Source organism: Stenotrophomonas sp. YJH_SMC_73 (assembly GCF_059370155.1).
This window is the reverse complement of record NZ_JCAFTJ010000006.1, coordinates 1-25,182: the sequence shown is the minus strand read 5'-3', so window position 1 is coordinate 25,182 and position 25,182 is coordinate 1. Positions and strand designations below refer to the sequence as shown.

Here is a 25,182-nt window from a genome sequence, read left to right as displayed (position 1 = left end):
CCCCGATTATTCCAACGCGTAGCGCAGCGCGAACAGCACCGCCACCAGCCACACCGCCGGATGCACTTCGCGCCAGCGGCCGGTGCCGGCCTTCAGCGCCGCATACGCGATGAAGCCAAACGCCAGGCCATTCGCGATGGAGTAGGTGAACGGCATCGCCAGGGCACACAGTGCGGCCGGCACCGATTCGGTCAGGTCGCTCCAGTCCACGTCCACCAGTTCGCGCAGCATCAGGCCGGCCACGAACAGCAGCGCCGGTGCGGTGGCATAGCCGGGCACCATCGCCGCCAGCGGCGAGAACAGCAGTGCGGCCAGGAACAGTGCCGACACCACCAGTGCAGTCAGGCCGGTGCGGCCGCCCACCTGCACGCCCGAGGCGCTTTCAGCGAACGCGGTAGTGCTGCTGGTGCCCAGCAGCGAACCGGCCACGATCGCCGTGCTGTCGGCCAGCAGCGCGCGGCCGAAACGCTTCTGCGCGCCCGGCAGTTTCAGCAGTCCGGCGCGACCGACCACGCCATACAGGGTGCCGGTGGCATCGAACACTTCCACCAGCACGAACACCAGCACCACCTGCAGCAACACGGCGATCGGCGCGCCACCGTTGTGGTGCAGCAGGCCCGGCAGGTCCAGCTGCAGGAAGGTCGGCGCCAGGCTCGGCGGCAGCGAGACCAGGCCCTGGTACTGCACGTCGCCCAATGCCCAGCCCGCGCCGGTCACCGCCAGGATGCCGATCAGGATCGCGCCACGGATACGGCGCGCTTCCAGCACCGCGATCAGCAGGAAGCCGGCCAGTGCCAGCAGCGGCGGCGCCGTATTCAACGGGCCCAGCGCCACCAGCGTGTCTTCATTGCCGACGATCACGCCGGACTTCTGCAGCGCGATGATCGCCAGGAACAGGCCGATGCCGGCCACGATCGCCGAGCGCAGCGACGAAGGAATGCCCGACACCAGCCACGCCCGCACACCGGTCAGCGACAGCACCAGGAACACCAGGCCGGAGATGAATACCGCGCCCAGTGCCTGCTGCCACGGCAGGCCGGCGGCACCGACCACGGTGAAGGCGAAGAACGCGTTCAGGCCCATGCCCGGTGCCATGCCGACCGGGAAGTTGGCCGCCAGTGCCATCACCGCCGAACCCAGCGCCGCGGCCAGGCAGGTGGCCACGAACACCGCACCCGCGTCCATGCCGGTGGTGCCGAGGATCTCGGGGTTCACGAAGACGATGTAGGACATCGTCAGGAAGGTGGTGACACCGGCCAGCAGCTCGGTACGCACGGTGGTGCCGTGCTGCTGCAGCTGGAACAGGCGCTCGAACAGGGACATGGGGCTTCTCGCGACAATAAGGTGTCACGACCAACGGTCGTGACCTACCCGAATGCAGAACGGCCGCGCAGAGCGCGGCCGTTCTTCCTTTCTTACTTCAGCGCCTTGAAGCGCAGGCGCTTCGGCGCGGCATCGTCGCCCATGCGACGCTTCTTGTCTTCCTCGTACTCGCGGTAGTTGCCCTGGAAGAACTCCACGTGCGAGTCGCCTTCGAAAGCGATGATGTGCGTGGCGATGCGGTCCAGGAACCAGCGGTCGTGCGAGATCACGAAGGTGTTGCCCGGGAACTCCAGCAGCGCGTCTTCCAGCGCACGCAGCGTTTCGATGTCCAGGTCGTTGGACGGTTCGTCGAGCAGCAGCACGTTGCCGCCCTGCAGCAGGGTCTTGGCCATGTGCAGGCGGCCACGCTCACCACCGGACAGCGAGCCGACCATCTTCTGCTGGTCCTGGCCCTTGAAGTTGAAGCGGCCGATGTAGGCGCGCGACTGGATCTCGATGCCGTTGATATTGAGGATGTCCAGGCCACCGGCGATTTCCTGGAAGACGTTGTGGTTGCCTTCCAGCTTGTCGCGGCTCTGGTCCACGTAGGACAGCTGCACGGTCGGGCCGATCACGATCTCGCCCGAATCCGGCTTCTCCTGGCCGGTGATCATCTTGAACAGCGTCGACTTGCCGGCGCCGTTCGGGCCGATGATGCCGACGATCGCGCCCGGCGGAATCAGCATCGACAGGTTGTCGATCAGCAGGCGGTCGCCGAACTTCTTGGAGACGTTCTTGAACTCCATCACCATGTTGCCCAGGCGCTCGCCCGGCGGGATGAAGATTTCGTTGGTCTCGTTGCGCTTCTGGTAATCCTGCGACTGCAGCTCTTCCAGGCGGGCCAGACGGGCCTTGCCCTTGGAGCGGCCGCCCTTGGCGTTCTGGCGCGACCACTCCAGTTCCTTCTGGATCGCCTTCTGGCGGGCCTTTTCCTGGTTCTCTTCCTGCTTCAGGCGCTCATCCTTCTGCACCAGCCATTCGGTGTAGTTGCCCTTCCACGGAATGCCGCGGCCGCGGTCCAGTTCCAGGATCCACTCGGCGGCGTTGTCCAGGAAGTAGCGATCGTGGGTGACGGCCACCACGGTGCCGGTATAGCGCGCCAGGAACTGTTCCAGCCATTCCACCGACTCGGCGTCCAGGTGGTTGGTCGGTTCGTCGAGCAGCAGCATGTCCGGCTTCTGCAGCAGCAGGCGGCACAGTGCGACGCGGCGCTTTTCACCGCCGGACAGGTTGGCGATCTTGGCATCCCACGGCGGCAGGCGCAGCGCATCGGCAGCCACGTCCAGCTGGTTTTCCAGGGTGTGCGCGTCGCCGGCGGCCAGGATCGCCTCGAGGCGCTCCTGTTCCTTGGCCAGCGCGTCGAAGTCGGCGCCTTCCTCGGCGTAGGCGGCGTACACCGCCTCCAGCGCGGCCTGGGCCTGCAGCACTTCGCCCACGCCTTCCTCGACCGACTCGCGCACGGTCTTGTTCGGGTCCAGTTCCGGTTCCTGCGCCAGGTAACCGACCTTGATGCCGGGCTGCGGGCGGGCTTCACCCTCGAAATCGGTGTCCACGCCGGCCATGATCTTCAGCACGGTGGACTTGCCGGCGCCGTTCAGGCCCAGCAGGCCGATCTTCGCGCCCGGGAAGAAGGACAGGGAAATGTCCTTGATGATCTGCCGCTTGGGCGGGACCACCTTGGACACGCGGTTCATGGTGTAGATGTATTGCGAGGACATGCGGTCTCCGTAGGCGCGGCCCTGCGCCCGACCCGTCACGGGAACATCCCGTTGCGGCAGCGGGCACAGACTGGAATGGAATACCGCCAATTATAGCCGGAACCGGTTCCGGCCCGCGCCCGGCCGGAGCCGCGCAGGCTGGCCGTGGCCTGAATACTCCGTCACAGTCCTGCAGCGGGAAGCGTTTCCAGCCGGAAACGGTTCAGATCGGTTGCGCAATATGGGCTCACCACCCACCCAAGCAGAGGTCTGACATGCGCATCAATCGAGTAATGGCCGGCGCCGTGGCCTCTGTGCTGGCGCTGGGCGCCGTGACCCCGGCCTTCGCCGACAACGACCATCGCCGCGACCACGACCGCCGCGAGTGGCGCGAGGATCGCCGTGAGTGGCGCCAGGACCGCCGCGACTGGGAGCGCGACCGCCGCGAGGCCCGGCGCGACTGGGAACGCGACCGCCGCGACTGGCACCGTGACCATGATCGCTACTACCGCCCGGCACCGCCGCGCGTGGTCTATCGCCCGGCCTATGGCCCGGGCTATGGCTGGAAGGTCGGCCACCGCTACCGCGACTACTACCGCGGCCCGGTCTACGTGGTGAACGACTACCCGCGCTACAACCTGCGCCGCCCGCCGTACGGCCATCAGTGGATCCGGGATGATCGCGGCAACATGCTGCTGGTGGCCATCGCCACCGGTGTGATCGCCCAGTACGTGCTCAGTCGCTGAGGATCGCGGCCGGGGTCGGATCCCTTTCCAACGGAAAGGGCTCTGACCCCACAACTATCGATCGAAACCATACGGGGCCGGATTCCTTCGGGGATGCCGGCCCCGTCCGTTTCGGCCCCAGCGGGCCAGTGCGGAGCTACAATCGAGGGCTGAGCCGTACCCCTTTTCCCTGCCTGCTGGAGTACCCGATGTTCCCGCGTGACGTCCGCATCGAATCCTACGATCCCGAACTGGCCAAGGCCATCGCCGCTGAGACCCAGCGCCAGGAAGACCACGTCGAGCTGATCGCCAGCGAGAACTACACCAGCCCGGCGGTGATGGAAGCCCAGGGCAGCCAGCTGACCAACAAGTACGCCGAAGGCTACCCGGGCAAGCGCTACTACGGTGGCTGCGAATACGTGGACATCGCCGAGCAGCTGGCGATCGACCGCCTGAAGCAGCTGTTCGATGCGGACTATGCCAACGTGCAGCCGCACAGCGGTTCGCAGGCCAACCAGGCCGTGTACTTCGCCCTGCTGCAGCCGGGTGACACCATCCTCGGCATGAGCCTGGCCCACGGCGGCCACCTCACCCACGGCGCCAAGGTCAATGCCTCGGGCAAGCTGTTCAACGCCGTGCAGTACGGCGTCAACGACCAGGGCCTGATCGACTATGACGAAGTCGAGCGCCTGGCCCTGGAGCACAAGCCGAAGATGGTCGTGGCCGGCTTCTCGGCCTACTCGCAGGTGATCGACTGGGCGCGCTTCCGCGCCATCGCCGACAAGGTCGGCGCCTACCTGTTCGTCGACATGGCCCACGTCGCCGGCCTGGTCGCCGCAGGCGTCTACCCGAGCCCGCTGGAACACGCCCACGTGGTCACCTCGACCACCCACAAGACCCTGCGCGGCCCGCGCGGCGGCATCATCATCGCCAAGGGCGCCGACGAAGACCTGGTCAAGAAGCTGCAGTCGATCGTGTTCCCGGGCATCCAGGGCGGTCCGCTGATGCACGTCATCGCCGGCAAGGCCGTGGCCTTCAAGGAAGCGCTGGAGCCGGGCTTCAAGGCCTACCAGCAGCAGGTGGTGAAGAACGCCCAGGCGATGGCCAATACGCTGATCGCGCGTGGCTACAAGATCGTCTCCGGCGGCACCCAGAACCACCTGATGCTGGTGGACATGATCGGCAAGGACGTGTCCGGCAAGGACGCGGAAGCCGCGCTGGGCAAGGCCCACATCACCGTCAACAAGAACTCGGTGCCGAACGACCCGCGTTCGCCGTTCGTGACCTCGGGCCTGCGCCTGGGTACGCCGGCGGTGACCACCCGTGGCTACGTCGAACAGGACTGCGTGGATCTGGCCAACTGGATCGCCGACGTGCTCGACGCACCGAACGATGACGCGGTCATCGCCCGCGTGCGCGACGCCGTCAGCGCGCAGTGCCGCAAGTACCCGGTCTACGGCTGATCGGAGAGCGGGGTCGGGGCCCTTTCCTGGCGGAAAGGGATCCGACCCCGCCTTCCGGATCGACGCAGGGGTCGGATCCCTTCCCGCAGGGAAGGGCTCTGACCCCGGCATCGGAGTAACCGCGCATGGATGAGCGCCACCTCAAGTACCTGTACACCGCGCTGGCGGTGCTGTTTGGCCTGCCCAGCCTGGTGATGGGCGGCGCGGCGGCGACGATGCTGCTGCTGATGGGGCTGGGCCAGTTCGGTCATGGCACGCTGGCCTCGGTGACGGTGATGCCGCTGTGGGGCCTGGCCGGCATTGCCGGTTGCCTGGCCTGGTTGTGGCTCAGCGCGGGTTTTCTGCTGCAGGGGCGTGCCGGGCTGCACGTGCACCGCCTCTGGTGGTGGATGCTGCTGGCGGGCGGTCTCGCCGCCTTGCTCCCGCTGGGGCTGGCGCTGTGGTGGGGCATCGCCGTGCATGCCGAAGGCATCGGCTTGTTGCTGCTGGGCCCGTCGATGCTGGTGCCGGCTGCGATGCTGGTGTGGATCAAACGCCGCGCATGACGTGGCCCATGGAAGGAAATCGAACGCATGGATGAGCGTCTGCACAAACGCTGGATGGCGATCGCCGGCCTGCTGGTGGGCCTGCCCGCCGTGGCGGCAGGCGGCACGGGTGCCGTGCTGGGGCTGATGGTCGTATGGGACGGCAAGTACCTGACGGGCGACGAGCACACGTGGTTGCTGCTGTGGTCGTCGGCTGGAATCATCGGCCTGCTGTCGTGGTTGTGGCTGAGCGGCCTGTTCCTGTGGCGCGGTGTTGCCGGCCTGCGCCAATCACCGGTTGTCGCCTGGGTCGGCCTTGCGCTGGGGGTGCTGGCCGCGTTGGCCGTGGTCGCCGCCGCGTTGTACTTCACCTTCAAGCATGGGGAAATCTCGACCCTGGCCTTCCTTGGGTTCGGCCCGCCGCTGCTGGTGATGGCCGGGCACCTGGCGTGGCTGCGCTGGGCACGCGCGGCCCCGGTGCCGTCGGCACCTGGTTGAACGTCTGGTCCTGCTGACCTCACTGGACGCTCTGGTTGGCCGAAATGCAGGTACTTCCGCGCAGACAGCATTTGCCGCTGCGCCCTTTCTCAGGTACCTTTGCGACGCTGCCATGACCGTGGCAATAGGTACTTTCCTGAGCCAGGCGTTCCATGCACTGCCCCTTCTGCCAACATGCCGATACCCGGGTCATCGACTCGCGCGTCTCTGAAGACGGCGCGACGATCCGTCGTCGGCGTGAATGTGAAGCCTGCGGCGAGCGCTTCAGCACCCTGGAAACGGTCGAACTGAAGCTGCCGGCCATCGTCAAGAGCGATGGCACGCGCGAGGCGTTCGACCAGCGCAAGGTCCGCGCTGGCTTCGACCGCGCGCTGCAGAAGCGTGCGGTGGCCGAAGACAAGATCGAAGCAGCGGTGCGTGCGGTGGTTCACCAGCTGCGCATCAGCGGCGAGCGCGAAGTGCCCTCGATCAAGGTCGGCGAGTTCGTGATGAACGAACTGCGCAAGCTCGATCATGTCGGCTACGTGCGCTTCGCTTCGGTCTACCGCAGCTTCGAGGACGTGGCCGATTTCCGCGAGGAGATCGAGAAGCTCGAGCGCGACCTGCCGTCCAGTACCGAACAGCTGCAGCTGCTGGGCGATGTGATCGCCCTGACCAAGAAGAAGAAGGGCTGACTGCCTCTGCCTTGGGGGTGCCAACCTTGGTGGGCACCGGTGGCCGCATTCACTGGTGGGTGCCAACCGTTGGTTGGCACTGACGGCATGGATCAACACCGGCGGCGTTACCATGGCTGCATGACCACTTCGTTCTCCGTCCTCGACCACCTGCACATGGCCAACGCGCTGCGCCTGGCCGAGCGCGCTGCCTATACCACCCGCCCCAACCCGATGGTCGGCTGCGTGATCGCCCATGGCGAACGCGTGGTCGGGCAGGGCTGGCACCAGCGCGCCGGTGGCCCGCATGCGGAAGTGTTCGCCCTGCGCGAGGCCGGCACCGAAGCACGCGGTGCCACCGCCTACGTCACCCTGGAACCCTGCGCCCACTACGGGCGCACGCCACCGTGTGCGCTGGCCTTGATCGAAGCTGGCGTGTCGCGCGTGGTCGCGGCGATGCGTGATCCATTCCCGAAGGTCGATGGCGGTGGGTTCGATCTGCTGCGCAATGCCGGCATCGACGTCGCCGAAGGGCTGATGGCGGCGCAGGCGCGCGAGCTCAACAAGGGCTTCCTGTCGCGCGTGGAGCGCAATCGGCCGTGGTTGCGGGTGAAGCTGGCCGCCAGCCTGGATGGCCGTACCGCGATGGCCGATGGCAGTTCCAAGTGGATCACCGGGCCGGCCGCGCGCGAGGACGTGCAGCACTGGCGCGCGCGCGCCGGTGCGATCCTGACCGGCGGCGACACGGTGCTGGCCGACGACCCGATGCTGACCGTGCGCCTGGCCGATACCGAAGTGATGGCACCACTGCGTGTGGTGCTGGATTCGCGCCTGCGCTCGCTCGAATGCAGCCGCGTGCGCGAGGGCGGGGCACCGACGCTGTACCTGCACGCTGCGGCGGTGAGCGCGCCGGATGCGGCCGATGCCGAATTCGCCAGCGTGCCCAGCGCAGAGGGGCGGTTGGACCTGGGCGCGGTGCTGGCGCTGCTGGCCGAGCGCGGCATCAACGAAGTGCACACCGAAGCCGGCGCGACACTGGCCGGTGCGCTGCTGCGCGGTGGCTGGGTCGATGAGCTTCTGCTCTATCAGGCGCCCACGCTGCTGGGCGACAACGGCCGCCCGCTGCTGGCTGGCCTCGGCATTGATGCCATGGACCAGCAGCGTCGCCTGCGCGTGGTTGACCAGCGCCAGGTCGGCGAGGACAACAGGCTGCTGCTGCGCCCATGAAGGAATGACGCAGGGCAGGGGGCTACGCCCATGGCGTCAGGCCGCTTCGTCGTCTTCTTCGCCAACGGGGCATTGGGATTTCCATTGCTGCTTCCACAGCACATGCAGGTCGCGGCAGTACGCGCCGAGCGCCTCGCCCGGCAGTTGCCTCGCCTTGAACCGCAACTGGCGACGCGTAAAACCGTCGTCGTACTCATCCGGCAGTACCAGCACGGCACACTGGTCGTGGTACATCAGGAAGTCGCGGCAGTGATCATCCTCACTCATCCACGCATCCAGGTGCCTGTCGCTCAGCTGCGTTGACTCGAAGGCGACCGAGGGTTGGACGACGATGATCTTCGTGGCTTTGAACCTGGACGCCTCGGCCTGCCAGCACACCATCAGCGCCAGCAACATGAGCGCGGTCGACGTCATACGGTGTTTCATGCGGTTGCCCTGGTGGAAGAGGGCAACAGCATTGACCATGCAGGCCGCGCAGGGCCATGCAAGGGTTCTGAAAATGCAGTTGCCCTTGCCGTCGGCAACGCTGGGCAGCGCGTAGGCTCGGCGTTACATCGCACTTACGCGCATTCGTCGGTCCACATCATCTCGGCGATCGGGCGCAGTGCCTTGCATTCCTGCGTCATGTCTTCGGCTGACTTCACCTTCGCCTTGGCCTTCAGTTCCTCGGTCATGGCATCCACGCCACTGATCTGGTCCGGCGCGATCTTCGCCACGCAGGCGCGGTGCTGCTGCAGCAGCAGGTCACAGCCGGGTACGCCGGTCACCTTCGGTGCGCTGGCCGCCTGCGCGTCCTGCATCCAGTCCTCGAACGGTGCCAGCGCGCCGGTCACGGTACCCACCAGATCGTCGAAGTTGCCGCTGTACCAGTAGCCGTTGTCCTTGGCCGGGTACAGGGTGAAGGTGCCGCTGACCGGCACGCGCGCACCGCTCTGCAGCGCCTGGGTGTAGGCGTCGGTGAACTGCCTGCGCGCGGCCGGGCTGGCGTCGGCCGCAAGGCTGGCGGCGAACAGCGGGCGCACCTTGCCGAGGTCGGGCACCTGGCAGCTGAAAGTGATGCGCGCCAGCTTCTGGTCTTCCACGTACTCGTTGTCTTCAATCACGCTCTTGCTGGCGCGGCACTTCGAATCACGCAGGGCCTTGGCATACAGCGCTTCGCTGGCGGCCGCGTCGGCCTTTGCGCCGGTGCTGGCAAGCACGACCTGCCACGGATCGGCCAGCGCCTTGGCCAGCGCACCCGGGTTCGGGGTCACCGCGTCCTGGCCTTCGAACGCCGGCTTCAGTGCATCGTTGAGCGCGCGGGTCGCCACGGCGTCATCTTCCAGCAGCACGCGTGCGTACAGGTCGAAAGCCTGTTCGGGCGTCAGTGTGGCCGGGGCGGCGCCGGCCAGCAGCGGGGCCGCCAGCAGGGCGCTGGCCAGCAGGGTACGCAAGGGAGTCTTCATGACGGTGTTTCCTGTTCCAGAGGCGCGCAAGCGTAGCGCATCTTTGCGCAGGCCCGTTGGTGCCTGTGGCCGCCTGCCGGCGCGCGCGGGCCCAAAAAAAACGGGCCCCTTGCGGGGCCCGTTCGATCGCACGACGAGGAGCGATCGGTAAATCAGAAGCTGGCGCGGACGCCGACCGAGTACTGGGTGACGTCGCGGTAGCCGGCGATCTCGCCCACTACACCCCAGGTCTTGGTGAAGTTGACCTGGCCGCCGACGGTACCGACCCAGGTGCCCTTGTAGTTGTTGCCGCCATCCATGTAACCGGCCTTGGCCCAGGCTTCGGTCATGCGCGACGGCTTGCCGCGGATACCCATGGTGACGCGGCCCAGGTTGGTGTGGTCCTTGCCGTGGTAACGCACGCCGTCGTAGCGCAGGGTCGATTCGGCGTTCTGGCGCACCCAGGCGGCATCGGCGGTGAAGTCCAGGCGGTCGGTCCACGGCATGTGGTAGCCGATACCCAGCTCCGGCTGGTTCAGTTCCAGCTTCAGCGAGTCTTCGCCGTAGTGGCGGGTCTTGCTGGTGCGCGACCAGCCACCGAACACGTAGACCTGCTCGGCCAGCGCGACCGAGCCGCGCAGGTAGCCACCGTCGACCTTCGGGTCGTCCAGCACGTTGTCGTCAACCTGGACCTGGGTCCAGCCGCCTTCCACGTAGGTGTAGCTCAGGGCGTCGGCCGAAGCCGAGAACGGAGCAGCGGCCAGCAGGGCGGCCACGATCAGGATCTTGCGCATGGGAATTCCTGTGAATTTCAGTCCATTGGCGGGCCTGCCCTCGCGGCTGCCCGTGGCGACCTCATGTCGTCCGCTGCGGATTTTAATGAAAGTTTTACAAAATGCGAGAGACGGCCGTCACAAGCTGGAGCCGGCCTGCAACGGGGTCAGATCCGTTTTCCGTCGGAAAACGGCTCTGACCCCTCGCGATTTCGAGGGACCCGGGGTCAGAGCCCTTTCCTGCGGAAAGGGATCCGACCCCGGTCATCAGAGTGCGAGCGGGCCTGGATCGGGGTCAGATCCGTTTTCCGTCGGAAAACGGCTCTGACCCCTCCGCGCTCCCCAGAGACCATGGGGCCAGAGCCTTGCCTGCGGAAAGGGATCCGACCCCGGTCATCCCCACCCCGTTCAGCACGGGCTGGTACACTAGCCGCGCCGGTTCGCCGGTACACAAACGTCTTCAGGGCGGGGTGCAATTCCCCACCGGCGGTAGGTGCGCAAGCACGAGCCCGCGAGCGCCCCGGCCCACGGCCGGGGGTCAGCAGATCCGGTCCAATGCCGGAGCCGACGGTCATAGTCCGGATGAAAGAAGACGGTGCCACAGGGCCTTCGCGGCCCTGCGCCCGCCTGTTTGCCTTGCGGCGTTTTTCGCTCACTTTTCGCGGAGAACGTTACTTGTTTACTGGAATCATCGAAGGCGTCGGCCGTCTGGCCGCACGCGAATCCATCGGCGGCGATGTCCGCTTCACCTTCCATGTCGGGAATCTGCCGTTCGACCACGTGCAGATGGGCGAGAGCATCGCCATCAACGGCGTCTGCCTCACCGTCATCGCGTTCGACGCCAGCAGCTTCCAGGCCGATGCCTCCACCGAGACCCTGGGGCTGACCACGCTGGGCCAGTTGGGCGAAGGGGCGGTCATCAACCTGGAGCGCGCCATGCGCCCGACCGACCGCCTGGGCGGCCATCTGGTCAGCGGCCACGTCGACGGCCTCGGCCAGGTGCTGTCCATCCATGACGACGCGCGGGCCCAGCGCTGGCGTTTCGCCGCGCCGGCCTCGCTGCGCCGCTATATCGCCAAGAAGGGCTCGATCTGCGTTGACGGCGTCAGCCTCACCGTCAACGAAGTGGACGACGACGGTTTTGAAGTCGCCCTGATCCCGCACACCGTGGCCAACACCGCCTTCTCCGCCACTGGCGTGGGCAGCGCGGTCAATCTGGAAATCGATCTGGTGGCCCGTTACGTCGAGCGATTGATGGGTGTGCCGAGCAACGGTCAGCACCCACAGGGAGACGCAGCATGAACTTCGCCCCGATTCCGGAAATCCTGGAAGACATCCGCCTGGGCCGCATGGTGGTCATCGTCGATGACGAAGACCGCGAGAACGAAGGCGACCTCATCATGGCCGCCGAGCTGGTCAAGCCGTCGGACATCAACTTCATGGTCACCCACGGCCGCGGCCTGGTGTGCCTGCCGCTGACCCGCAGCCGCGCCGCCGACCTCGGCCTGGCGCCGATGGTGCAGGCCAATACCGCCCAGTTCCAGACCAACTTCACGGTCAGCATCGAGGCCGCCGAGGGCGTCACCACCGGCATTTCGGCGCATGACCGCGCGCATACCATCCGCACCGCGGTAAAGCCCAATGCCAAGCCGTCGGACCTGCACCAGCCGGGCCACATCTTCCCGCTGATCGCCCAGCCGGGCGGCGTGCTGACCCGCGCCGGCCACACCGAAGCCGGCGTCGACCTGGCCATGCTCGCCGGGCTGGAACCGGCCGGCGTGCTGGTGGAAATCCTGAACCCGGATGGCAGCATGGCGCGCCGCCCGGAGCTGGAAGTGTTCGCCCGCGAGCACGGCCTGAAGATGGGCTCCATCGCCGATCTGATCGCCTACCGCCTGGCCACCGAAAAGACCGTCGAGCGCGTGGACGAGCGCGAGATCGACACCGAATTCGGTCCGTTCAAGCTGGTGACCTACCGTGACCGCATCGCCCACGACCTGCACTTCGCGCTGGTTCGTGGCACGCCGGATGCGGACACCCCGACCCTGGTGCGCGTGCAGGTGGAAAACCCGCTGGCCGACCTGCTGCACTGGCGCCGCGACGACTTCGGCGTGGCGGCCACCGATGCCCTGCGCGCGATCGATGCCGAGGGCGCTGGCGTGATGGTGGTGCTGTCGGCCCCGCGCGATGGCGAAGCCCTGCTGGCCCGCCTGCGGCAGCAGCCGGCGCCGGTGGTGCCGGGCAAGGACAAGGATGTGGGCCAGTGGCGCCGCAACGGTGCCGGTGCACAGATCCTGTCCGACCTGGGCCTGGGCAAGCTGCGGGTGCTGGGCACCCCGCGCCGCCAGGTTGGCCTGGCCGGTTACGGCCTGGAAGTGGTGGAGACGGTCACCCTGTAATGGGGGATTGCCGGCCAGCGGCCGGCACTACCGGTGGGTGCCGGCCCCATGCCACCGGTGGGTGCCGACCGTTGGTCGGCACACCCTGCGGGCCCCCGCCAGCCACGGCCGGGGCCCATCCACGCTAGAATTACCCCCTTATCGAGTCCCCAAGCCGCATATGAGCCACTACGAAGGCGATCTTCGCACTCCCGAGTCGGCGCGCTTCGCCATCCTGGCCAGCCGCTGGAACGCCCGCATCACCGACGCGCTGGTCGCAGGCGCGCGCCTGAGCCTGGCCGGCAACGGCATCACCGAAGCCAACATCGACGTGATCCGCGTGCCGGGTGCCTGGGAACTGCCGCTGGTGGCCGCGCGCCTGGCCGCCGCCCATGAACACGCCGCCATCCTCACCCTGGGCTGCGTGATCCGTGGCGACACCCGCCACTACGAACACGTGGCCGACCGCTGCGCCGAAGGCCTGATGCGCGTGCAGCTGGATTTCGGCGTGCCGGTGCTGAACGGCGTGCTGGCGGTGGAACGCGTTGAAGACGCCGAGGCCCGCGCAGGCGGCAGCCACGGCAACAAGGGCGAGGAAGTCGCACTCGCCGCACTGGAAATGGTCAATCTGCTGGAGCAACTGCCATGAACAAGAACACCCAGGGCAAGCCCTCCGGTAAACCCGTCCGCCGCGATGGCGTCGATCCGGTGCTGCGCTCGCGCGCCCGCCGTCGTGCCGTGCAGGCCATCTACGCCTGGCAGATCTCGGGCGGTAACGCACAGTCGCTGATCGCCCAGTTCGCCCACGAGCAGGCCCGTGAAATCGCTGACCTGGCGTACTTCGAGGCGCTGCTGCACGGCGTGCTCGACAACCGTCGTGACATCGACGAAGCGCTCGGCCCGTACCTGGACCGTGGCATCGAGGAAGTGGACGCGATCGAACGCGCGGTGCTGCGCCTGGCCGCCTACGAGCTGCGCTACCGCCTGGACGTGCCATACCGCGTGGTGATCAACGAAGCGATCGAATCGGCCAAGCGCTTCGGTTCCGAACACGGCCACACCTACGTCAACGGCGTGCTGGATCGTGCCGCCGTGGAATGGCGCAAGGTCGAATCGGGTCACTGACCCGATTTCTGTAGAGCCGAGCCATGCTCGGCTCACCGTGCAGCGCACGGTTGCGTTCGGCAATGCGGCGCGTGATCGAACTGCAGCCGAGCATGGCTCGGCTCTACAAAAAAGCAGAACGCCCCATGTCCCTGGCCGAATTCGCCCTCATCGACCGCATCCGCGCCCGCACCCTCGAGCGCGACGACATCCTGCTCGGCATCGGTGACGACGCCGCGCTGCTGCAGCCGCGTGCCAACGAGCAACTGGTGGTCACCGCCGATACGCTCAACAGCGGCGTGCACTTCCCGGTTGAGACGCCTGCCTTCGACATCGGCTGGAAGACCCTGGCGGTCAACCTGTCGGACCTGGCCGCGATGGGCGCGCGCCCGGCGTGGTGCACGCTGGCACTGTCACTGCCGGAAGCGTCTGAAGACTGGATCGAGGCCTTTGCCGATGGCTTCTTCGCCCTGGCCGACCAGCACGACATCGCGCTGATCGGTGGCGACACCACGCGCGGTCCGCTGTCGCTGTCGGTGACCGCGATGGGCCAGGTCGGGCGTGGCCAGGCCCTGCGGCGCGACCGCGCACAGGCAGGCGATGACATCTGGATCAGTGGCACGCTGGGCGATGCCGCCGGCGCGCTGCGCCTGTGGCAACAAGGTGCGTTGAGCATCGCCACCGCCACGCTGCTGGCCGACTACGAAAGCCTGCGCCTGCGCCTGCTGCGGCCGACGCCGCGCGTGACCCTGGGCCTGCGCCTGCGGGCCTTCGCGCACGCGGCGGTGGATGTGTCCGACGGCCTGCTGGCCGACCTCGGTCATATCGCCACGCGTAGCAACGTGGCCGCGCATGTGGATGCCGATTCGCTGCCGATCTCGCACGCGCTGCGTGAGCTGCTCGGCCGCGACACTGCGCGCGACTGCGCACTGCGCGGGGGCGACGACTACGAACTGTGCTTCACCGCCGCCGCCGACCAGCGCGACGCACTGCACTACCTCGCCGAATCGCTGGACGTGCCGCTCACCCGCATCGGTCGGATTGCCGAAGGGCAGGGCGTGCATGTGGATGGCGAAGCCGCCGACGGCGGTTACCAGCACTTCGCGTAGCCGCAGCGGTACTGCCCTGCTGGGTGCCAAGCTTCGGGGTGGGGTCAGATCGATGTTGCTCTGGTAGGTGCCAACCTTGGTTGGCACGGATGTGTCAGCCGCGCGTGGCAACTCCGTGTCGACCAAGGTCGACACCTACCAAAGCGTAGGCGCATTGGTGCGCTCTGGTAGGTGCCAACCTTGGTTGGCACGGATGTGTCAGTCGCGCGTGCCAACAGCGTGTCGACCAAGGTCGACACCTACCCAGGCGGGAACACCTCGGTGTTGCTCTGGTAGGTGCCAACCTTGGTTGGCACGGATGCGTCAGCCGCCCGTGCCAACAGCGTGTCGACCAAGGTCGACACCTACCCAGGCGGGAATACCTCGGTGTTGCTCTGGTAGGTGCCAACCTTGGTTGGCACGGATGTGTCAGCCGACCGTGCCAACAGCGTGTCGACCAAGGTCGACACCTACCAAAGCGGAGGCGCATCGGTGCGCTCTGGCAGGTGCCAACCTTGGTTGGCACGGATGTGTAAGACGCCCGTGCCAACAGCGTGTCGACCAAGGTCGACACCCACCAACGCGGGCGGGTTACATGTGCGGAACCGCTGTGTCGAAGCGGTTGTTGCCCGGCGTGCCGGGTAGCAGCAGGAACACCAGCACCACCAGACCCACGATCGGCACCAGCATCAGCAGGTACCACCAGCCGGAACGGTCGGTGTCATGCAGACGGCGCACGGTCACTGCAATCATCGGCACGATGATCGCCAGCCACACCAACGCGCCCACGCCCGTCGATATCAGTGCCAGCGTGCTTGAACCGGTGTAGCCAGCAATGAAGCCCAGCACATTCGACGGTATCAACACGATCACGACGAACAACTGGAACCACCAGAACTCACCGCGGCTGGCGCGCCCATTGAACTGTGCATAGCGGACAAGCGGAATCATCATCTTGTGCATCCGGGCACTCCCTGAAAAGAAGTGCGCACTATTGGTGCTCCTGTGATGATGAGCCATCGGAATCGTTGCAATTGCGCGCAGCGTGCAACTGAACTGAGCGCTTCCCCGCACTTCTCGTCGTTGGATGCTTACACCGCCCGCAACTGCACATCCACATACTCGGCCAGCCCACGGCAGGCCAGCAGCAGCCCTTCGCGCGCGCCATCGCCCATCTGCTGATCGATATCCCCGTCCACGCGGACACGTTCGGTGGCGTACAGCAGTTCCAGCAGGAAACTCAGCCCCGCATTGGCGCGGTCGATGCGCGCCAAGGCCAAACGCTGTCCGGGTGTGCGGTTGCTGCCGGGCCACGGCTGGCCATCGGCGGCATCGCCCTGGCGGATGTACTGCAGGCAGGCCTGCAGGGTGATGGCGCCAGGGCTGTTACCGGTCTGCAGCGCAACGAAGGTGTCTTCCAGCGTGCGGGCCAGGTCATCGGGCAGGCGCGTGGCGGCCTCGCCCAGGGTGGCGAACAGGTGCGGGTAAGGGGAAGCGGTCATGGCGGCGTCCTTGTGCAAGCGGCAAGGGGCCACCCTGCTTAACAGCGAGGGTGGCGGACGGTGCGTGGTTCCAATACCGGTGGCTAACGTCGTCAAACGCCGGCGGGCACGAGGCCCCCACGCACCGCCCGCCATAGGTGCGCGGACAGAATGCCTGCCGACGCCACCCAACAAGGAAAGGGCGACGCCGGCAGGCAAGCGTAAACGACATTAACCGAACGGGATTGGAAGCCCGTGCCACCCGTTGTCGGTGGCGCTACATGATTTGCATGAAGCGCCAGTGCCGCCAATGAGAATTGTTGGAAAGTTCGAAAGCGTTGCAATCGTGCGGCGCACGCCACAGCGTGGCAATCGCGACATTCGTGTAGAGCCGAGCCGACGCTCGGCTCATCACAATCTCATCGAGAAGCAGCCGAGCATGGCTCGGCTCTACAGAAAGTAGAACGCGCTCCTACCTCACCACTTGTACGACATGCTCAGATTGGCCGTCGCTTCGCGGTACCCATGGTCACCCCGCATCACGCCGAAGCCACCCCACGCACTCAGCCCGGAACGGAAGTCCACGCGCGCACCGGCATTCAACTCGTAGCGGTTGCGCGGCACGCTGGCCTTCAGCGCTTCATCATCGAACGCCATGCCGTTGCTGGCGCCATCGCGGTACCAGTTGGCCACCACATACGGGCTGACCGACGCGCCGGCGGCACTGCGGCCTTCGCCCTGCAGACGCAGGCCCACGCGGCCGGACAGACCGCTGTCGCCCAGGCTGCGCACCACCGTGCCGTTGGTTTCCTCGTGGCGGTGGGTGTTGGCGTCGGTGTAGACCAGCTGCAGTTCCGGCTGCAGGCTCAGCGCGGTGCTGCCGATCTGGCCGATGCCGAAGCGGTAGCCGGCTTCCAGCGAGCTCTGCCAGATGTCCGAGTCGTAGCGTTCCTCGGCCAGGCCTTCGCCCTGCACGCGGTTGCGGAACTGGCCGCGCTGCACACTGGCATCCACATACAGTGCATCGTTGCTCCAGTTGCCGTACACGCCCAGCGCGCCGCCGTTGACCTTGCCGCGTGCGCTGTAGCCGGTCAGCTGCGAACGCGAGGTGGCATCGGACCTGGCCAGCGTGCCCATCAGGCCCACGCGGCCCTGGCCGTTGTCGAACACGCCGATGTCCGCACCCAGCTGCAGGCGCGAGCGGTCCACGCGCAGGTCCAGCTGGTCTTCCACAGCCGACAGCTTGCTCTGCGTGGCATCCACGCGGGCCCAGCCGCGCACGCCATCAACGGCGGCGGTGCTGCCGCCCTGACGGTCGCGCCAGCCGTGGCGCAGCAGCTGGCTCATCGCGAACTGGTTGGCCAGGTAGGCGCCAGCCTCCGGGCGCAGCACTGGCGTGGGGTCGATCGGATCGATCGGGTCCACCGGATCGACCGGATCGACCGGATCGACTGGCGTGCACTCCGGCAGCGTGGGATCCACCACGCACGGGTCCGGCGTGCCGGCCAGCTCCGAGCGCAGGTACCAGCCGCCGTTGGTCGCCTCCTTGAACAGGAAGTACTCGTACTGCCCGCCCACCGCGCGGCCCTGCAGGTCGAACTGCGCATTGGACGCACCGCCCACGCGGATCAGCTCGATGCCCTTGTCGGTCTTCGCGCCCGCGCCACCGGCATTGAACACGCGCACGTTGGCTTGGCCGTTGGCATCGCCCCTGATGATGAGCTTGTCGGTGGCCGAGCTGTCGTCACCCAGCTGGGTGTTGAACAGCAGGGTGCCGCCGGCGCCGTCGAAGGTATCCACGGTGAGCGTGTTGAACGTGCTGCCATTGCCCAGCGCCACCTTGCCGGCGCTGCCCAGCGCCAGGTGGCCGACGTTGCTGTCGCCGGTCATCAGCCAGGTGCTGTCGCTGTCGATGCTGGCCGAGGTGACGCTGAGGAAGCGGCCGTCGATCTGTGCCTTGTTACGCAGGGTTACGTTGATCGTGCCGTTGGCAACCGTTGCCGTATCGAGCCTCACATCACCGATCAGCCGCGCGTCGTCCACTGTAAAGCTGACACGACTGTCGGCGGCGACAGGGTTGCCGGTCCACGAACTCATCAGCAGCAGATTCCCGTCGCCTGCGACAAGTTGTGACCCGTTCGCGACGGTGATCTGGTACTCGGCATCCCGCGCGCGCGGTGCGACGCGGATTGCAGCGCCGCGACGGGACTGGAGCACGGAGTGGTCAACACGAAGTTCGATCGGGGGCTGGCCGGCCGCTGAGGGCGCCAGCAGTGCGGCCATGTTGTCGGCGTCGATGCGGGAGCCTTCCAGATGGATCGTGCCCCCCATCAGACGTACGCCCAAGCCGCTGTTGATGTCACTCGTACCGGGCGCATCCTGGGCACGGATGGTGCTGTTGCGCACCGTTGCGAACGCGTTCTGTGGGAAGGAAGCCCCGGCAGGAGCGAGGTCGATGCCCACGCTGGCAATGCCGGGATGCACGCCCGCTCCCGCCGCCACGGAGATCTGGCTGTCTTCGATCAAGGCGGTGCTGTTGTCGACAAGATGGATGCTACCGTTGAATTGCGTCGATCGAGCCGCCAGGGCCGAGGCGCCGGAGAGGCGCACAGCGGGGCCCGCCGTCGTCGCATCCACACTAGTGTTGGACAGCACCACGGTCGAGTCCTCAGCGGTCAGATTGCGGGTTGCGCCGTCATTCACGGTCAGCAGCGAGCCGTTCTTCAACGTCCACGCTTCGACCGGATCGCCAGCACCGACCTCCGCAGTCTGGCCATCGAGATCGCCGGCAAGTGCGATGCCGGCGGGAAGGGACGCCAGCGCCAGCACCAGGCTGCGGAACAGCGGGCGCGGCGTCAGAGGATGGGATGCGGTGGCGGTGCGCTTCATGGGGGAATCCTTGTGTCGGAGAAGGGGGAGAGACGCGACACGACGCAACCGCATTCAGACGAAGTGCCGTATATCCTTCATCTCTGTGAGGATGGTGTGAAGAGTGGGCAATTGCGAAGTCAAGTGTCTCTACTGGCGCCAGTCTCTGTGCGCAGCCCGGCCGAACCCATGCAAAAAGTTGTAAAGCCCACTGAACACCGGTAGCGCCTTCAGCTTTCAGCCAGCACTGCGACACCCTGTCGCAGGTGGGTTGCAAGTGATTCGATGGAGGCAGTGAAAGGAGATGACGAGCATGGCGCCTCCTTTCAGGAGCAACCCCATGCATACACCCACCCCACGCCACCATGCGCTGCCAGCTGCCCTAGCCATTGCACTGCTTGCCAGCATTCCCGCCTCGGCCCAGCAGATCGTGGCGGACGGCGACGACCAGATGCCCGCCGAAGGCGATTACCACACCACTGAGCCGGTGCTGCCGGGCGACCCGTCGGGACATGCCTTCTACGCAATCAACGGCGGCCGCATTCTTCCGACAGGGCCGGTCAATCTCTCTACCGAAGGACGCGGAGCGCACGCTGCGCACGCCGAAGGTACCGGCAGCCTGATCTCGTTGCAGGGCGCATCGGTGAGCACCACTGGCATCTCTGCAGCAGGCGCGTCAGTTGCCGCAGGCGCCCGACTGGAGGCCGCCGATGTAGTGATCGAGACACGCGGCAACGGCGCTCACGGGGTACAGGTGCAGGGCGCGGATGCCGTGCTGAGAAACGTGCAGGTCCGCAGCACCGGCGGCGATGCGCTTCGGTTGATGGGAGGCACGCTGCAGGTTCAGGGCGCTCAGTTGCAGGTGAACCGCTACGGTACTTACGGTCTGTATGCGAATGCGGGCACAGCAACGCTGGATGGGGTCCACATCGACATGGCGGGTGACGCGGGCAATGGTGTCCTGGCGACCGGCACGGCCGAGGTCGTCCTGCAGGACGCGAGCATTGGACGCGTGGGCTATTCGGGTGTGGCCGCAACGGCGCATCGCGGCACGCGCCTGGTGATGAAGGGTGTGGACATTGACATGCGCGGTGACGCCGCCGTCGGTCTGGCGATGGGAGGCAGCGTAAACGTTTCCGACAGCCGCATCAGCGTGCAGGGCGCCCATGGTCGCGCCGTCGATCAGTCAGGTGGTGCGCTGGACGTGCAGAGCAGCGAGCTGTCCGGCAATACGGGACTGAGGCTGATGGACAATGGCAGCGCGAACCTGCGTGACAGCAGTGTCCGCAGCGAGCTGGTCGCATTGGATATCAATGGCCGAGGCAACGTCGTGACAGTGGAACGCAGCTCGCTTGCAACGTCTGCAGGTACTGCCATCTGGATGCCGAACGATTCCACGCTGGTGCTGAGTGAGTCTTCAGTGGTGGCCCAGGGAGACGGTGGGCTCGGCCTTGATGCACGAGGCGGCAGCGCGCAGCTTTTCAGTACCAACCTGCGCACAGGGGGGCGTTCTGCCCATGGTCTGTATGCGCAGGGCGGCGCCGGGCGGCCGCCCGGGATCGAGGCGGTCGATTCCCAGGTGCTGACCGAGGGTGATGGGTCTGCTGCGGCGATTGCACGCACCGGCGGGACCGTCACGCTGGTCGACAGCCGCTTGCAGACCCTTGGCCGATCCTCGCACGGTGTCATTGCCGGTGGTGCTGGGCATATCGCTTTGAACAACACCCATGTGCGCACCGAAGGCGAGGGCGCGTGGGCGGCGGTGATCAATGACAACGGGCGGATGCGCATCGACGGCGGCTCGCTGGTGAGCGTCCAGCATGGTGGTGTGTGGGTGCGCAGCAGCCGCGACCCCGGCCTGACCCTGTCCAACGGTGCGGTGGTATCGGGCGGCAATGGCATCGCCTTGGCACTGGATGCCGCAGTGGCCGGGCGCTTCGATGTGGTGCTGGAGGGCCGCTCGCGGATGGACGGTGACATCGCCATCACCCCGGAGGACGAGGACGCTGGGCTGCCGCCACAGTCGGACGTGCATGTACGGCTGGCCGATGGTTCGCTCTGGCAGGGTTCGTCGGATCTGGTGCAGACGATGGCGATCGAGAACGGCAGCCAGTGGACGCTGACCGGTGATGCCACGGTGGGCGAGTTGCAGGTACTCAACAGTGGCGTGGCCTTGTCCGACGGCAGCGGCCGTTTCAATACGCTCACCGTGGACGGCGACCTGCACAGCGCAGGGGCGACGTTCCTGTTCCAGGGCACGCTGGCCGGCGATGACAGCGCGATGGACCGCCTGCACGTGCGCGGCGACAGCTCCGGCGACGCGCTGATCGCGGTGAAGAACACCGGTGGCGTAGGCGCACCTACAGTGGATGGCATCGCGCTGATCGAGATCGACGGTGCATCGCTGGCGAGTTACACGCTGAGCGGCCGCGCGGTGGGCGGATCGTACGAGTACTTCCTGTTCCAGGGCGGCCTGGCCGATCCTTCCGATGGCAACTGGTATCTGCGTTCGCAGTGGTTCGATATCTGCCAGGACAACCCGGCCGCACCGGGGTGCGTGGTCGATCCGGGCCCGGATCCGGATCCAACCGATCCGACTGATCCGACTGATCCGACTGATCCGACTGATCCGATCCTGCCGCCACCGGTGCTGCGCCCGGAAGCGGGGGCTTACCTGGCCAACCAGTCGGCGGCGATCAACCTGTTCGCGCACCGCATGCACGAGCGCAATGGCGCACGTTCGATGGACGGCGAGCGCCAGGCCTGGGCACGCGTGGGTCGGCAGCAGGCGGATTTCAGCGCGGTCGGCGGCCAGCTGTCGATTGATGGCAACACCTCGATGTTGCAGATCGGCACTGACCTGCTGCAGCGTGGCAACGCGGTTGCCGGTGTGATGCTGGGCAGCGGCCGCGCCGACAGCAGCGTAGTGTCCGATCTGACCGGTTACAGCGCCAAGGGCCGGGTGCGTGGCAGCGCCGTGGGTGTGTACGGCACCTGGATGCAGGAAGCGGACGGCACGCGGGGCGCGTATGTGGATGCAGCCCTGCAGTACGGCCGCTTCGATAACCGCGTGCAGGGCATCGGCCTGGCGCCGGAGCACTACGACTCGCGCATGGCCACTGCGTCACTGGAGTCCGGCTACACATTCAATGTGTGGCAGGACACCGCCAGCGCACTGTATGTGCAGCCACAACTGCAGCTGAGCCATGTCGATTTCCGCGCCGATCGCCACGTGGAGAGCAACGGTACGGTGGTCGACCATGCCGACGCCGGTGGCCTTAGCGGGCGCCTGGGCGTGCGTGTGTTCGGCCATGGCACGGCCGCCGGCAACACCGTGCAGCCGTACCTGGGCGTGAACTGGCTGCGTGGCAGCGGCACCAGCACGTTGCAGTTCAACGGTGACACGCTGGGTGCGGACGTGCCGCGCAACCGCTATGAAGTGCAGGCCGGTGCCGAGCTGAGGCTGGGCCAGCGTTGGGGTGCGTGGGGTGGCATGAGCGTGCAGCGCGGCGACCATGGCTACCGCAACGTAGGCGGCCAGCTGGGCCTGCGCATGGCCTGGTAAGCGCGCCTGCGGCGGGGTCGGATCCCATTGCCAAGGCAATGGGCTCTGACCCCCAGTTGCTGCTGTGGAGCCGAGCCTATGCTCGGCTCACTGCGATCTGGACGAAGGGCAGCCGAGCATGGCTCGGCTCTACAACCGCGCCGATCCGGGACTGGACCTGAACGTTGTCCACGTCTGTCGCGATTGTCCATTGAATGACTGCGCAAACGGTGGCGATGCTGCCGCCCTGTCTTCTGCCGGTTGCCCGCGTGTCCTCTCCCGAACGTTCCCACAACGCCGCCATCGATGGCCTGCGTGCACTGGCGGTGCTGGCCGTCGTCCTTTTCCACACCAACGCGACGTGGCTGCCCGGCGGCTTCACCGGTGTGGACCTGTTCTTCGTGGTATCCGGCTTCGTGATCAGCCAGTCGCTGGCCTCGCGCGCCCAAGCATCGCTGGGTGCGATGCTGCTCGATTTCTACCGGCGTCGCGTGCTGCGCCTGTTGCCGGCGCTGCTGGTGATGCTGATGGCGAGCTTCGTGCTGTCGGCGTTGTTCATTCCCCGCGCGTGGCGCAATGAGCAGTTCGACCAGACCGGCTGGGCCGCGCTGGTCGGCTTGAGCAACATCGTGCTGGCCGGCCAGCAGGACGATTACTTCTCGCCCGGCGCTGAACTCAATCCGTTCCTGCATACCTGGACGCTGGGTGTGGAAGAGCAGTTCTACCTGGTCTTCCCGCTGTTGTTCTTCGTGTGGCTGCGCGGGCGTGAGCGCTGGCCGGGGGCGCGTTGGCTGTTGCCGGCGCTCACCATGCTGTCGCTGGCGTGGGCGGGCTGGCAGGCGCGATCGGCGCCGGCGTCGGCGTTCTATCTGCTGCCGGCGCGGTTCTGGGAGCTGGCCGCAGGTGCGCTGCTCTACCAGTGGATGCATAAACGTACGCCACGCCAGGGCAGCGACGCGGCTGCCGTGGCGGGCTTGGCGCTGCTGGCCGCGGGTGTGCTGATCGCCCCGCAGTTGGCGATGCCGGTGCCGGGCGTGCTGGCGACCGTGGCCGGTACCCTGCTGCTGTTGGCGGGCGTGTCGACAGCGGGGACATCGCGCATCGCCCGTGCGCTGGGCTGCGCACCGCTGGCCTACCTGGGGCGGCTGTCCTATTCGCTGTACCTGTGGCATTGGCCGCTGCTGGTACTGCTGCGCTGGACGTATGGCCTGCATGGCGTCGCGCTGTGGCTGTATCCGGTGCTGCTGCTGGGGGTGTCGGCCGCGTCCTACCACTTCATCGAGCGCCCGCTGCGCAGTGCGGCGCCGCTGCTGCGGCTGGCACCGGCCAAGGTGCTGGCGATGGCGTTTCCGCTGGTGGCGCTGTGCGGTGCCGGCGCCTGGGCCACGGTGGAGTACCACGAGCAGGTCTCGCTCAGCGTCACCCGCAACGGCTACGCATGGCAGGCGCGTCGCTACCCGGCGTGGCGCCCGCTGGAACCGGTGAGTGCGCCGGCGCTTGAAGGGCGGCGCCTGTTCGTGGCCGGCGACTCGCATGCGGCGGCGTATCGCACCGTGACCAGCATGGTCGCGCGGCAGACCGGCATGGAGGTACGCCAGCAGGATCGCGGCGGCTGCAGCTTCGTCAACCTGCTGCGGGCCAGCCCGGCCGACTGCCAGGACTTCATTGAAGACACGCTGTCGACCATCGAACGCGAGGCGCGCCCGGGTGACATCGTGCTGCTGGCGGCCTTGCGCATGCCGGAACTGCGTGGGTTCGACTGGCAGCGGCAGGATGCACAGCAGATCTATCAACAGCTGCTGGCCGAGCGCACGCCCGCGCATGCACAGGCTGCACGCGACGAAGCCGATCGCGTGCTGGGGCGTTTGCAGAAGCTGGGCGTACACGTGGTGATCGACGCACCGCTGCCGCTGTTCAAGGCCGGTGCGTACCGCTGTTCGGACTGGTTCAACCGCCACAACCCGGCATGCGTGGGAGGCCTGAGTATGTCGCGCGCGGATCTGGAGAGGCTGCGGGCGCCGCAGATGGCGTTGCTGGCCGAGCTGGCAGCGCACCATCCATCGCTCACCGTGTGGGATCCGCTGCCGCTGCTGTGTGGGCCGCAGGCCTGTTCGGCGGTGGAAGACGGCGAACCATTGTTCTTCGACAATGATCACCTGAGCGGGCATGGCAACCGCGTGCTGCTGCCCAGTTTCCGGCAGACCCTGATCGATATCGCAGCCGACAAGACGGTGTAGAGCCGAGCCCACGCTCGGCTTGCGCGCACAGCGCGGGCGTCATCGCGATCTGGTCGAAGAGCAGCCGAGCATGGCTCGGCTCTACAGGAGCGCGAAGGTGAACGACACGTTGTTGTAGAGCCGAGCCCACGCTCGG

General features: G+C 66.8%; 21 protein-coding genes and 1 riboswitch. Of the genes, 13 read left to right on the top strand and 8 right to left on the bottom strand.

Going from position 1 to position 25,182, the window contains the following annotated elements; all coding sequences use genetic code 11:
- Positions 1–6: 6 nt before the first annotated feature.
- Both AC5P8R_RS11235 and ettA read right to left on the bottom strand, forming a co-directional pair.
- On the bottom strand, positions 7–1,323 hold the full coding sequence (locus AC5P8R_RS11235; protein WP_032962452.1) for an NCS2 family permease: 1,317 nt from the start codon (positions 1,321–1,323) through the stop codon (positions 7–9).
- 92 nt (positions 1,324–1,415) lie between these two features.
- Positions 1,416–3,080, bottom strand: coding sequence for an energy-dependent translational throttle protein EttA (gene ettA / locus AC5P8R_RS11230; RefSeq protein WP_005415249.1), 1,665 nt, complete (start codon positions 3,078–3,080; stop codon positions 1,416–1,418).
- A gap of 254 nt (positions 3,081–3,334) precedes the next feature.
- On the opposite strand from ettA, the gene AC5P8R_RS11225 reads away from it, so the two are divergent.
- The 6 genes from AC5P8R_RS11225 to ribD all read left to right on the top strand — a co-directional run bounded on the left by AC5P8R_RS11225 (position 3,335) and on the right by ribD (position 8,149).
- On the top strand, positions 3,335–3,805 hold the full coding sequence (locus AC5P8R_RS11225; protein ID WP_049408719.1) for an RcnB family protein: 471 nt from the start codon (positions 3,335–3,337) through the stop codon (positions 3,803–3,805).
- 188 nt (positions 3,806–3,993) lie between these two features.
- Complete coding sequence (gene glyA / locus AC5P8R_RS11220; RefSeq protein ID WP_014645914.1) at positions 3,994–5,247, top strand: serine hydroxymethyltransferase; 1,254 nt, start codon at positions 3,994–3,996, stop codon at positions 5,245–5,247.
- A 125-nt stretch (positions 5,248–5,372) separates the two neighbouring features.
- On the top strand, positions 5,373–5,792 hold the full coding sequence (locus AC5P8R_RS11215) for a hypothetical protein (RefSeq protein WP_049442181.1): 420 nt from the start codon (positions 5,373–5,375) through the stop codon (positions 5,790–5,792).
- Positions 5,793–5,819: 27 nt separating this feature from the next.
- Positions 5,820–6,269 carry a hypothetical protein gene (locus AC5P8R_RS11210; RefSeq protein ID WP_014645916.1) on the top strand — a complete coding sequence of 150 codons (450 nt, stop codon included), beginning with the start codon at positions 5,820–5,822 and terminating at the stop codon, positions 6,267–6,269.
- A 152-nt stretch (positions 6,270–6,421) separates the two neighbouring features.
- Positions 6,422–6,943: a transcriptional regulator NrdR gene (nrdR, locus tag AC5P8R_RS11205; protein ID WP_010481984.1), complete on the top strand. Its 522-nt coding sequence runs from the start codon at positions 6,422–6,424 to the stop codon at positions 6,941–6,943.
- Positions 6,944–7,063: 120 nt separating this feature from the next.
- The gene (ribD, locus tag AC5P8R_RS11200; RefSeq protein ID WP_046428779.1) at positions 7,064–8,149 is read left to right on the top strand and encodes a bifunctional diaminohydroxyphosphoribosylaminopyrimidine deaminase/5-amino-6-(5-phosphoribosylamino)uracil reductase RibD; all 1,086 of its coding nucleotides are present in this window, start codon (positions 7,064–7,066) and stop codon (positions 8,147–8,149) included.
- Between the two features lie 36 nt (positions 8,150–8,185).
- On the opposite strand, the gene AC5P8R_RS11195 is transcribed toward ribD, so the two are convergent.
- The 3 genes from AC5P8R_RS11195 to AC5P8R_RS11185 form a co-directional block, all read right to left on the bottom strand.
- The gene (locus tag AC5P8R_RS11195) at positions 8,186–8,563 is read right to left on the bottom strand and encodes a hypothetical protein (RefSeq protein WP_495223412.1); all 378 of its coding nucleotides are present in this window, start codon (positions 8,561–8,563) and stop codon (positions 8,186–8,188) included.
- A 146-nt stretch (positions 8,564–8,709) separates the two neighbouring features.
- Positions 8,710–9,594 carry a hypothetical protein gene (locus AC5P8R_RS11190; protein WP_014645919.1) on the bottom strand — a complete coding sequence of 295 codons (885 nt, stop codon included), beginning with the start codon at positions 9,592–9,594 and terminating at the stop codon, positions 8,710–8,712.
- Between the two features lie 152 nt (positions 9,595–9,746).
- Positions 9,747–10,367: a hypothetical protein gene (locus AC5P8R_RS11185; RefSeq protein WP_014645920.1), complete on the bottom strand. Its 621-nt coding sequence runs from the start codon at positions 10,365–10,367 to the stop codon at positions 9,747–9,749.
- A gap of 431 nt (positions 10,368–10,798) precedes the next feature.
- Positions 10,799–10,944, top strand: a riboswitch (FMN riboswitch).
- A 77-nt stretch (positions 10,945–11,021) separates the two neighbouring features.
- Here AC5P8R_RS11185 and AC5P8R_RS11180 point away from each other — a divergent pair.
- The 5 genes from AC5P8R_RS11180 (at position 11,022) to thiL (ending at position 14,937) form a co-directional block, all read left to right on the top strand.
- Complete coding sequence (locus AC5P8R_RS11180; RefSeq protein ID WP_014645921.1) at positions 11,022–11,648, top strand: riboflavin synthase; 627 nt, start codon at positions 11,022–11,024, stop codon at positions 11,646–11,648.
- A complete protein-coding gene (gene ribB / locus AC5P8R_RS11175; protein WP_014645922.1) occupies positions 11,645–12,745 on the top strand; it encodes a 3,4-dihydroxy-2-butanone-4-phosphate synthase in 1,101 nt (366 codons plus the stop codon). The genes AC5P8R_RS11180 and ribB overlap by 4 nt, the downstream gene beginning before the upstream one ends.
- A 160-nt stretch (positions 12,746–12,905) precedes the next feature.
- Positions 12,906–13,373, top strand: coding sequence for a 6,7-dimethyl-8-ribityllumazine synthase (ribH, locus tag AC5P8R_RS11170; protein WP_005415267.1), 468 nt, complete (start codon positions 12,906–12,908; stop codon positions 13,371–13,373).
- Positions 13,370–13,849, top strand: a complete 480-nt coding sequence (gene nusB / locus AC5P8R_RS11165; RefSeq protein ID WP_005408062.1) for a transcription antitermination factor NusB — start codon at positions 13,370–13,372, stop codon at positions 13,847–13,849. Before ribH ends, nusB begins: the two co-directional genes overlap by 4 nt.
- A gap of 125 nt (positions 13,850–13,974) precedes the next feature.
- Entirely contained in the window at positions 13,975–14,937 is a 963-nt protein-coding gene (gene thiL, locus AC5P8R_RS11160) for a thiamine-phosphate kinase (RefSeq protein ID WP_032956633.1), read from the top strand.
- Between the two features lie 570 nt (positions 14,938–15,507).
- Here thiL and AC5P8R_RS11155 read toward each other — a convergent pair.
- The 3 genes from AC5P8R_RS11155 to AC5P8R_RS11145 form a co-directional block, all read right to left on the bottom strand.
- Positions 15,508–15,879 carry a DUF805 domain-containing protein gene (locus AC5P8R_RS11155; protein WP_495223410.1) on the bottom strand — a complete coding sequence of 124 codons (372 nt, stop codon included), beginning with the start codon at positions 15,877–15,879 and terminating at the stop codon, positions 15,508–15,510.
- Between the two features lie 128 nt (positions 15,880–16,007).
- Positions 16,008–16,418 carry a hypothetical protein gene (locus tag AC5P8R_RS11150; RefSeq protein ID WP_495223409.1) on the bottom strand — a complete coding sequence of 137 codons (411 nt, stop codon included), beginning with the start codon at positions 16,416–16,418 and terminating at the stop codon, positions 16,008–16,010.
- Positions 16,419–16,874: 456 nt separating this feature from the next.
- Positions 16,875–19,286, bottom strand: coding sequence for an autotransporter family protein (locus AC5P8R_RS11145; protein WP_495223408.1), 2,412 nt, complete (start codon positions 19,284–19,286; stop codon positions 16,875–16,877).
- Between the two features lie 319 nt (positions 19,287–19,605).
- Here AC5P8R_RS11145 and AC5P8R_RS11140 point away from each other — a divergent pair, with 319 nt between their 5' ends.
- Positions 19,606–22,830, top strand: a complete 3,225-nt coding sequence (locus AC5P8R_RS11140) for an autotransporter family protein (protein WP_495223405.1) — start codon at positions 19,606–19,608, stop codon at positions 22,828–22,830.
- A 194-nt stretch (positions 22,831–23,024) separates the two neighbouring features.
- Positions 23,025–25,046, top strand: coding sequence for an acyltransferase family protein (locus AC5P8R_RS11135; protein WP_495223403.1), 2,022 nt, complete (start codon positions 23,025–23,027; stop codon positions 25,044–25,046).
- Positions 25,047–25,182: the final 136 nt, after the last annotated feature.

What these genes read in the sequence shown, in the direction of transcription:
- glyA (WP_014645914.1), top strand. Translation starts at nt 3,994, where the DNA reads ATGTTCCCGCGTGACGTCCGCATCGAATCCTACGATCCCGAACTGGCC.
- AC5P8R_RS11195 (WP_495223412.1), bottom strand. Translation starts at nt 8,563, where the DNA reads ATGACGTCGACCGCGCTCATGTTGCTGGCGCTGATGGTGTGCTGGCAG.
- AC5P8R_RS11135 (WP_495223403.1), top strand. Translation starts at nt 23,025, where the DNA reads ATGACTGCGCAAACGGTGGCGATGCTGCCGCCCTGTCTTCTGCCGGTT.
- ribH (WP_005415267.1), top strand. Translation starts at nt 12,906, where the DNA reads ATGAGCCACTACGAAGGCGATCTTCGCACTCCCGAGTCGGCGCGCTTC.
- AC5P8R_RS11145 (WP_495223408.1), bottom strand. Translation starts at nt 19,286, where the DNA reads ATGAAGCGCACCGCCACCGCATCCCATCCTCTGACGCCGCGCCCGCTG.
- nusB (WP_005408062.1), top strand. Translation starts at nt 13,370, where the DNA reads ATGAACAAGAACACCCAGGGCAAGCCCTCCGGTAAACCCGTCCGCCGC.
- thiL (WP_032956633.1), top strand. Translation starts at nt 13,975, where the DNA reads ATGTCCCTGGCCGAATTCGCCCTCATCGACCGCATCCGCGCCCGCACC.
- ettA (WP_005415249.1), bottom strand. Translation starts at nt 3,080, where the DNA reads ATGTCCTCGCAATACATCTACACCATGAACCGCGTGTCCAAGGTGGTC.
- AC5P8R_RS11235 (WP_032962452.1), bottom strand. Translation starts at nt 1,323, where the DNA reads ATGTCCCTGTTCGAGCGCCTGTTCCAGCTGCAGCAGCACGGCACCACC.
- ribB (WP_014645922.1), top strand. Translation starts at nt 11,645, where the DNA reads ATGAACTTCGCCCCGATTCCGGAAATCCTGGAAGACATCCGCCTGGGC.
- AC5P8R_RS11155 (WP_495223410.1), bottom strand. Translation starts at nt 15,879, where the DNA reads ATGCACAAGATGATGATTCCGCTTGTCCGCTATGCACAGTTCAATGGG.
- AC5P8R_RS11225 (WP_049408719.1), top strand. Translation starts at nt 3,335, where the DNA reads ATGCGCATCAATCGAGTAATGGCCGGCGCCGTGGCCTCTGTGCTGGCG.
- AC5P8R_RS11190 (WP_014645919.1), bottom strand. Translation starts at nt 9,594, where the DNA reads ATGAAGACTCCCTTGCGTACCCTGCTGGCCAGCGCCCTGCTGGCGGCC.
- AC5P8R_RS11150 (WP_495223409.1), bottom strand. Translation starts at nt 16,418, where the DNA reads ATGACCGCTTCCCCTTACCCGCACCTGTTCGCCACCCTGGGCGAGGCC.
- nrdR (WP_010481984.1), top strand. Translation starts at nt 6,422, where the DNA reads ATGCACTGCCCCTTCTGCCAACATGCCGATACCCGGGTCATCGACTCG.
- ribD (WP_046428779.1), top strand. Translation starts at nt 7,064, where the DNA reads ATGACCACTTCGTTCTCCGTCCTCGACCACCTGCACATGGCCAACGCG.
- AC5P8R_RS11140 (WP_495223405.1), top strand. Translation starts at nt 19,606, where the DNA reads ATGCATACACCCACCCCACGCCACCATGCGCTGCCAGCTGCCCTAGCC.
- AC5P8R_RS11185 (WP_014645920.1), bottom strand. Translation starts at nt 10,367, where the DNA reads ATGCGCAAGATCCTGATCGTGGCCGCCCTGCTGGCCGCTGCTCCGTTC.
- AC5P8R_RS11210 (WP_014645916.1), top strand. Translation starts at nt 5,820, where the DNA reads ATGGATGAGCGTCTGCACAAACGCTGGATGGCGATCGCCGGCCTGCTG.
- AC5P8R_RS11215 (WP_049442181.1), top strand. Translation starts at nt 5,373, where the DNA reads ATGGATGAGCGCCACCTCAAGTACCTGTACACCGCGCTGGCGGTGCTG.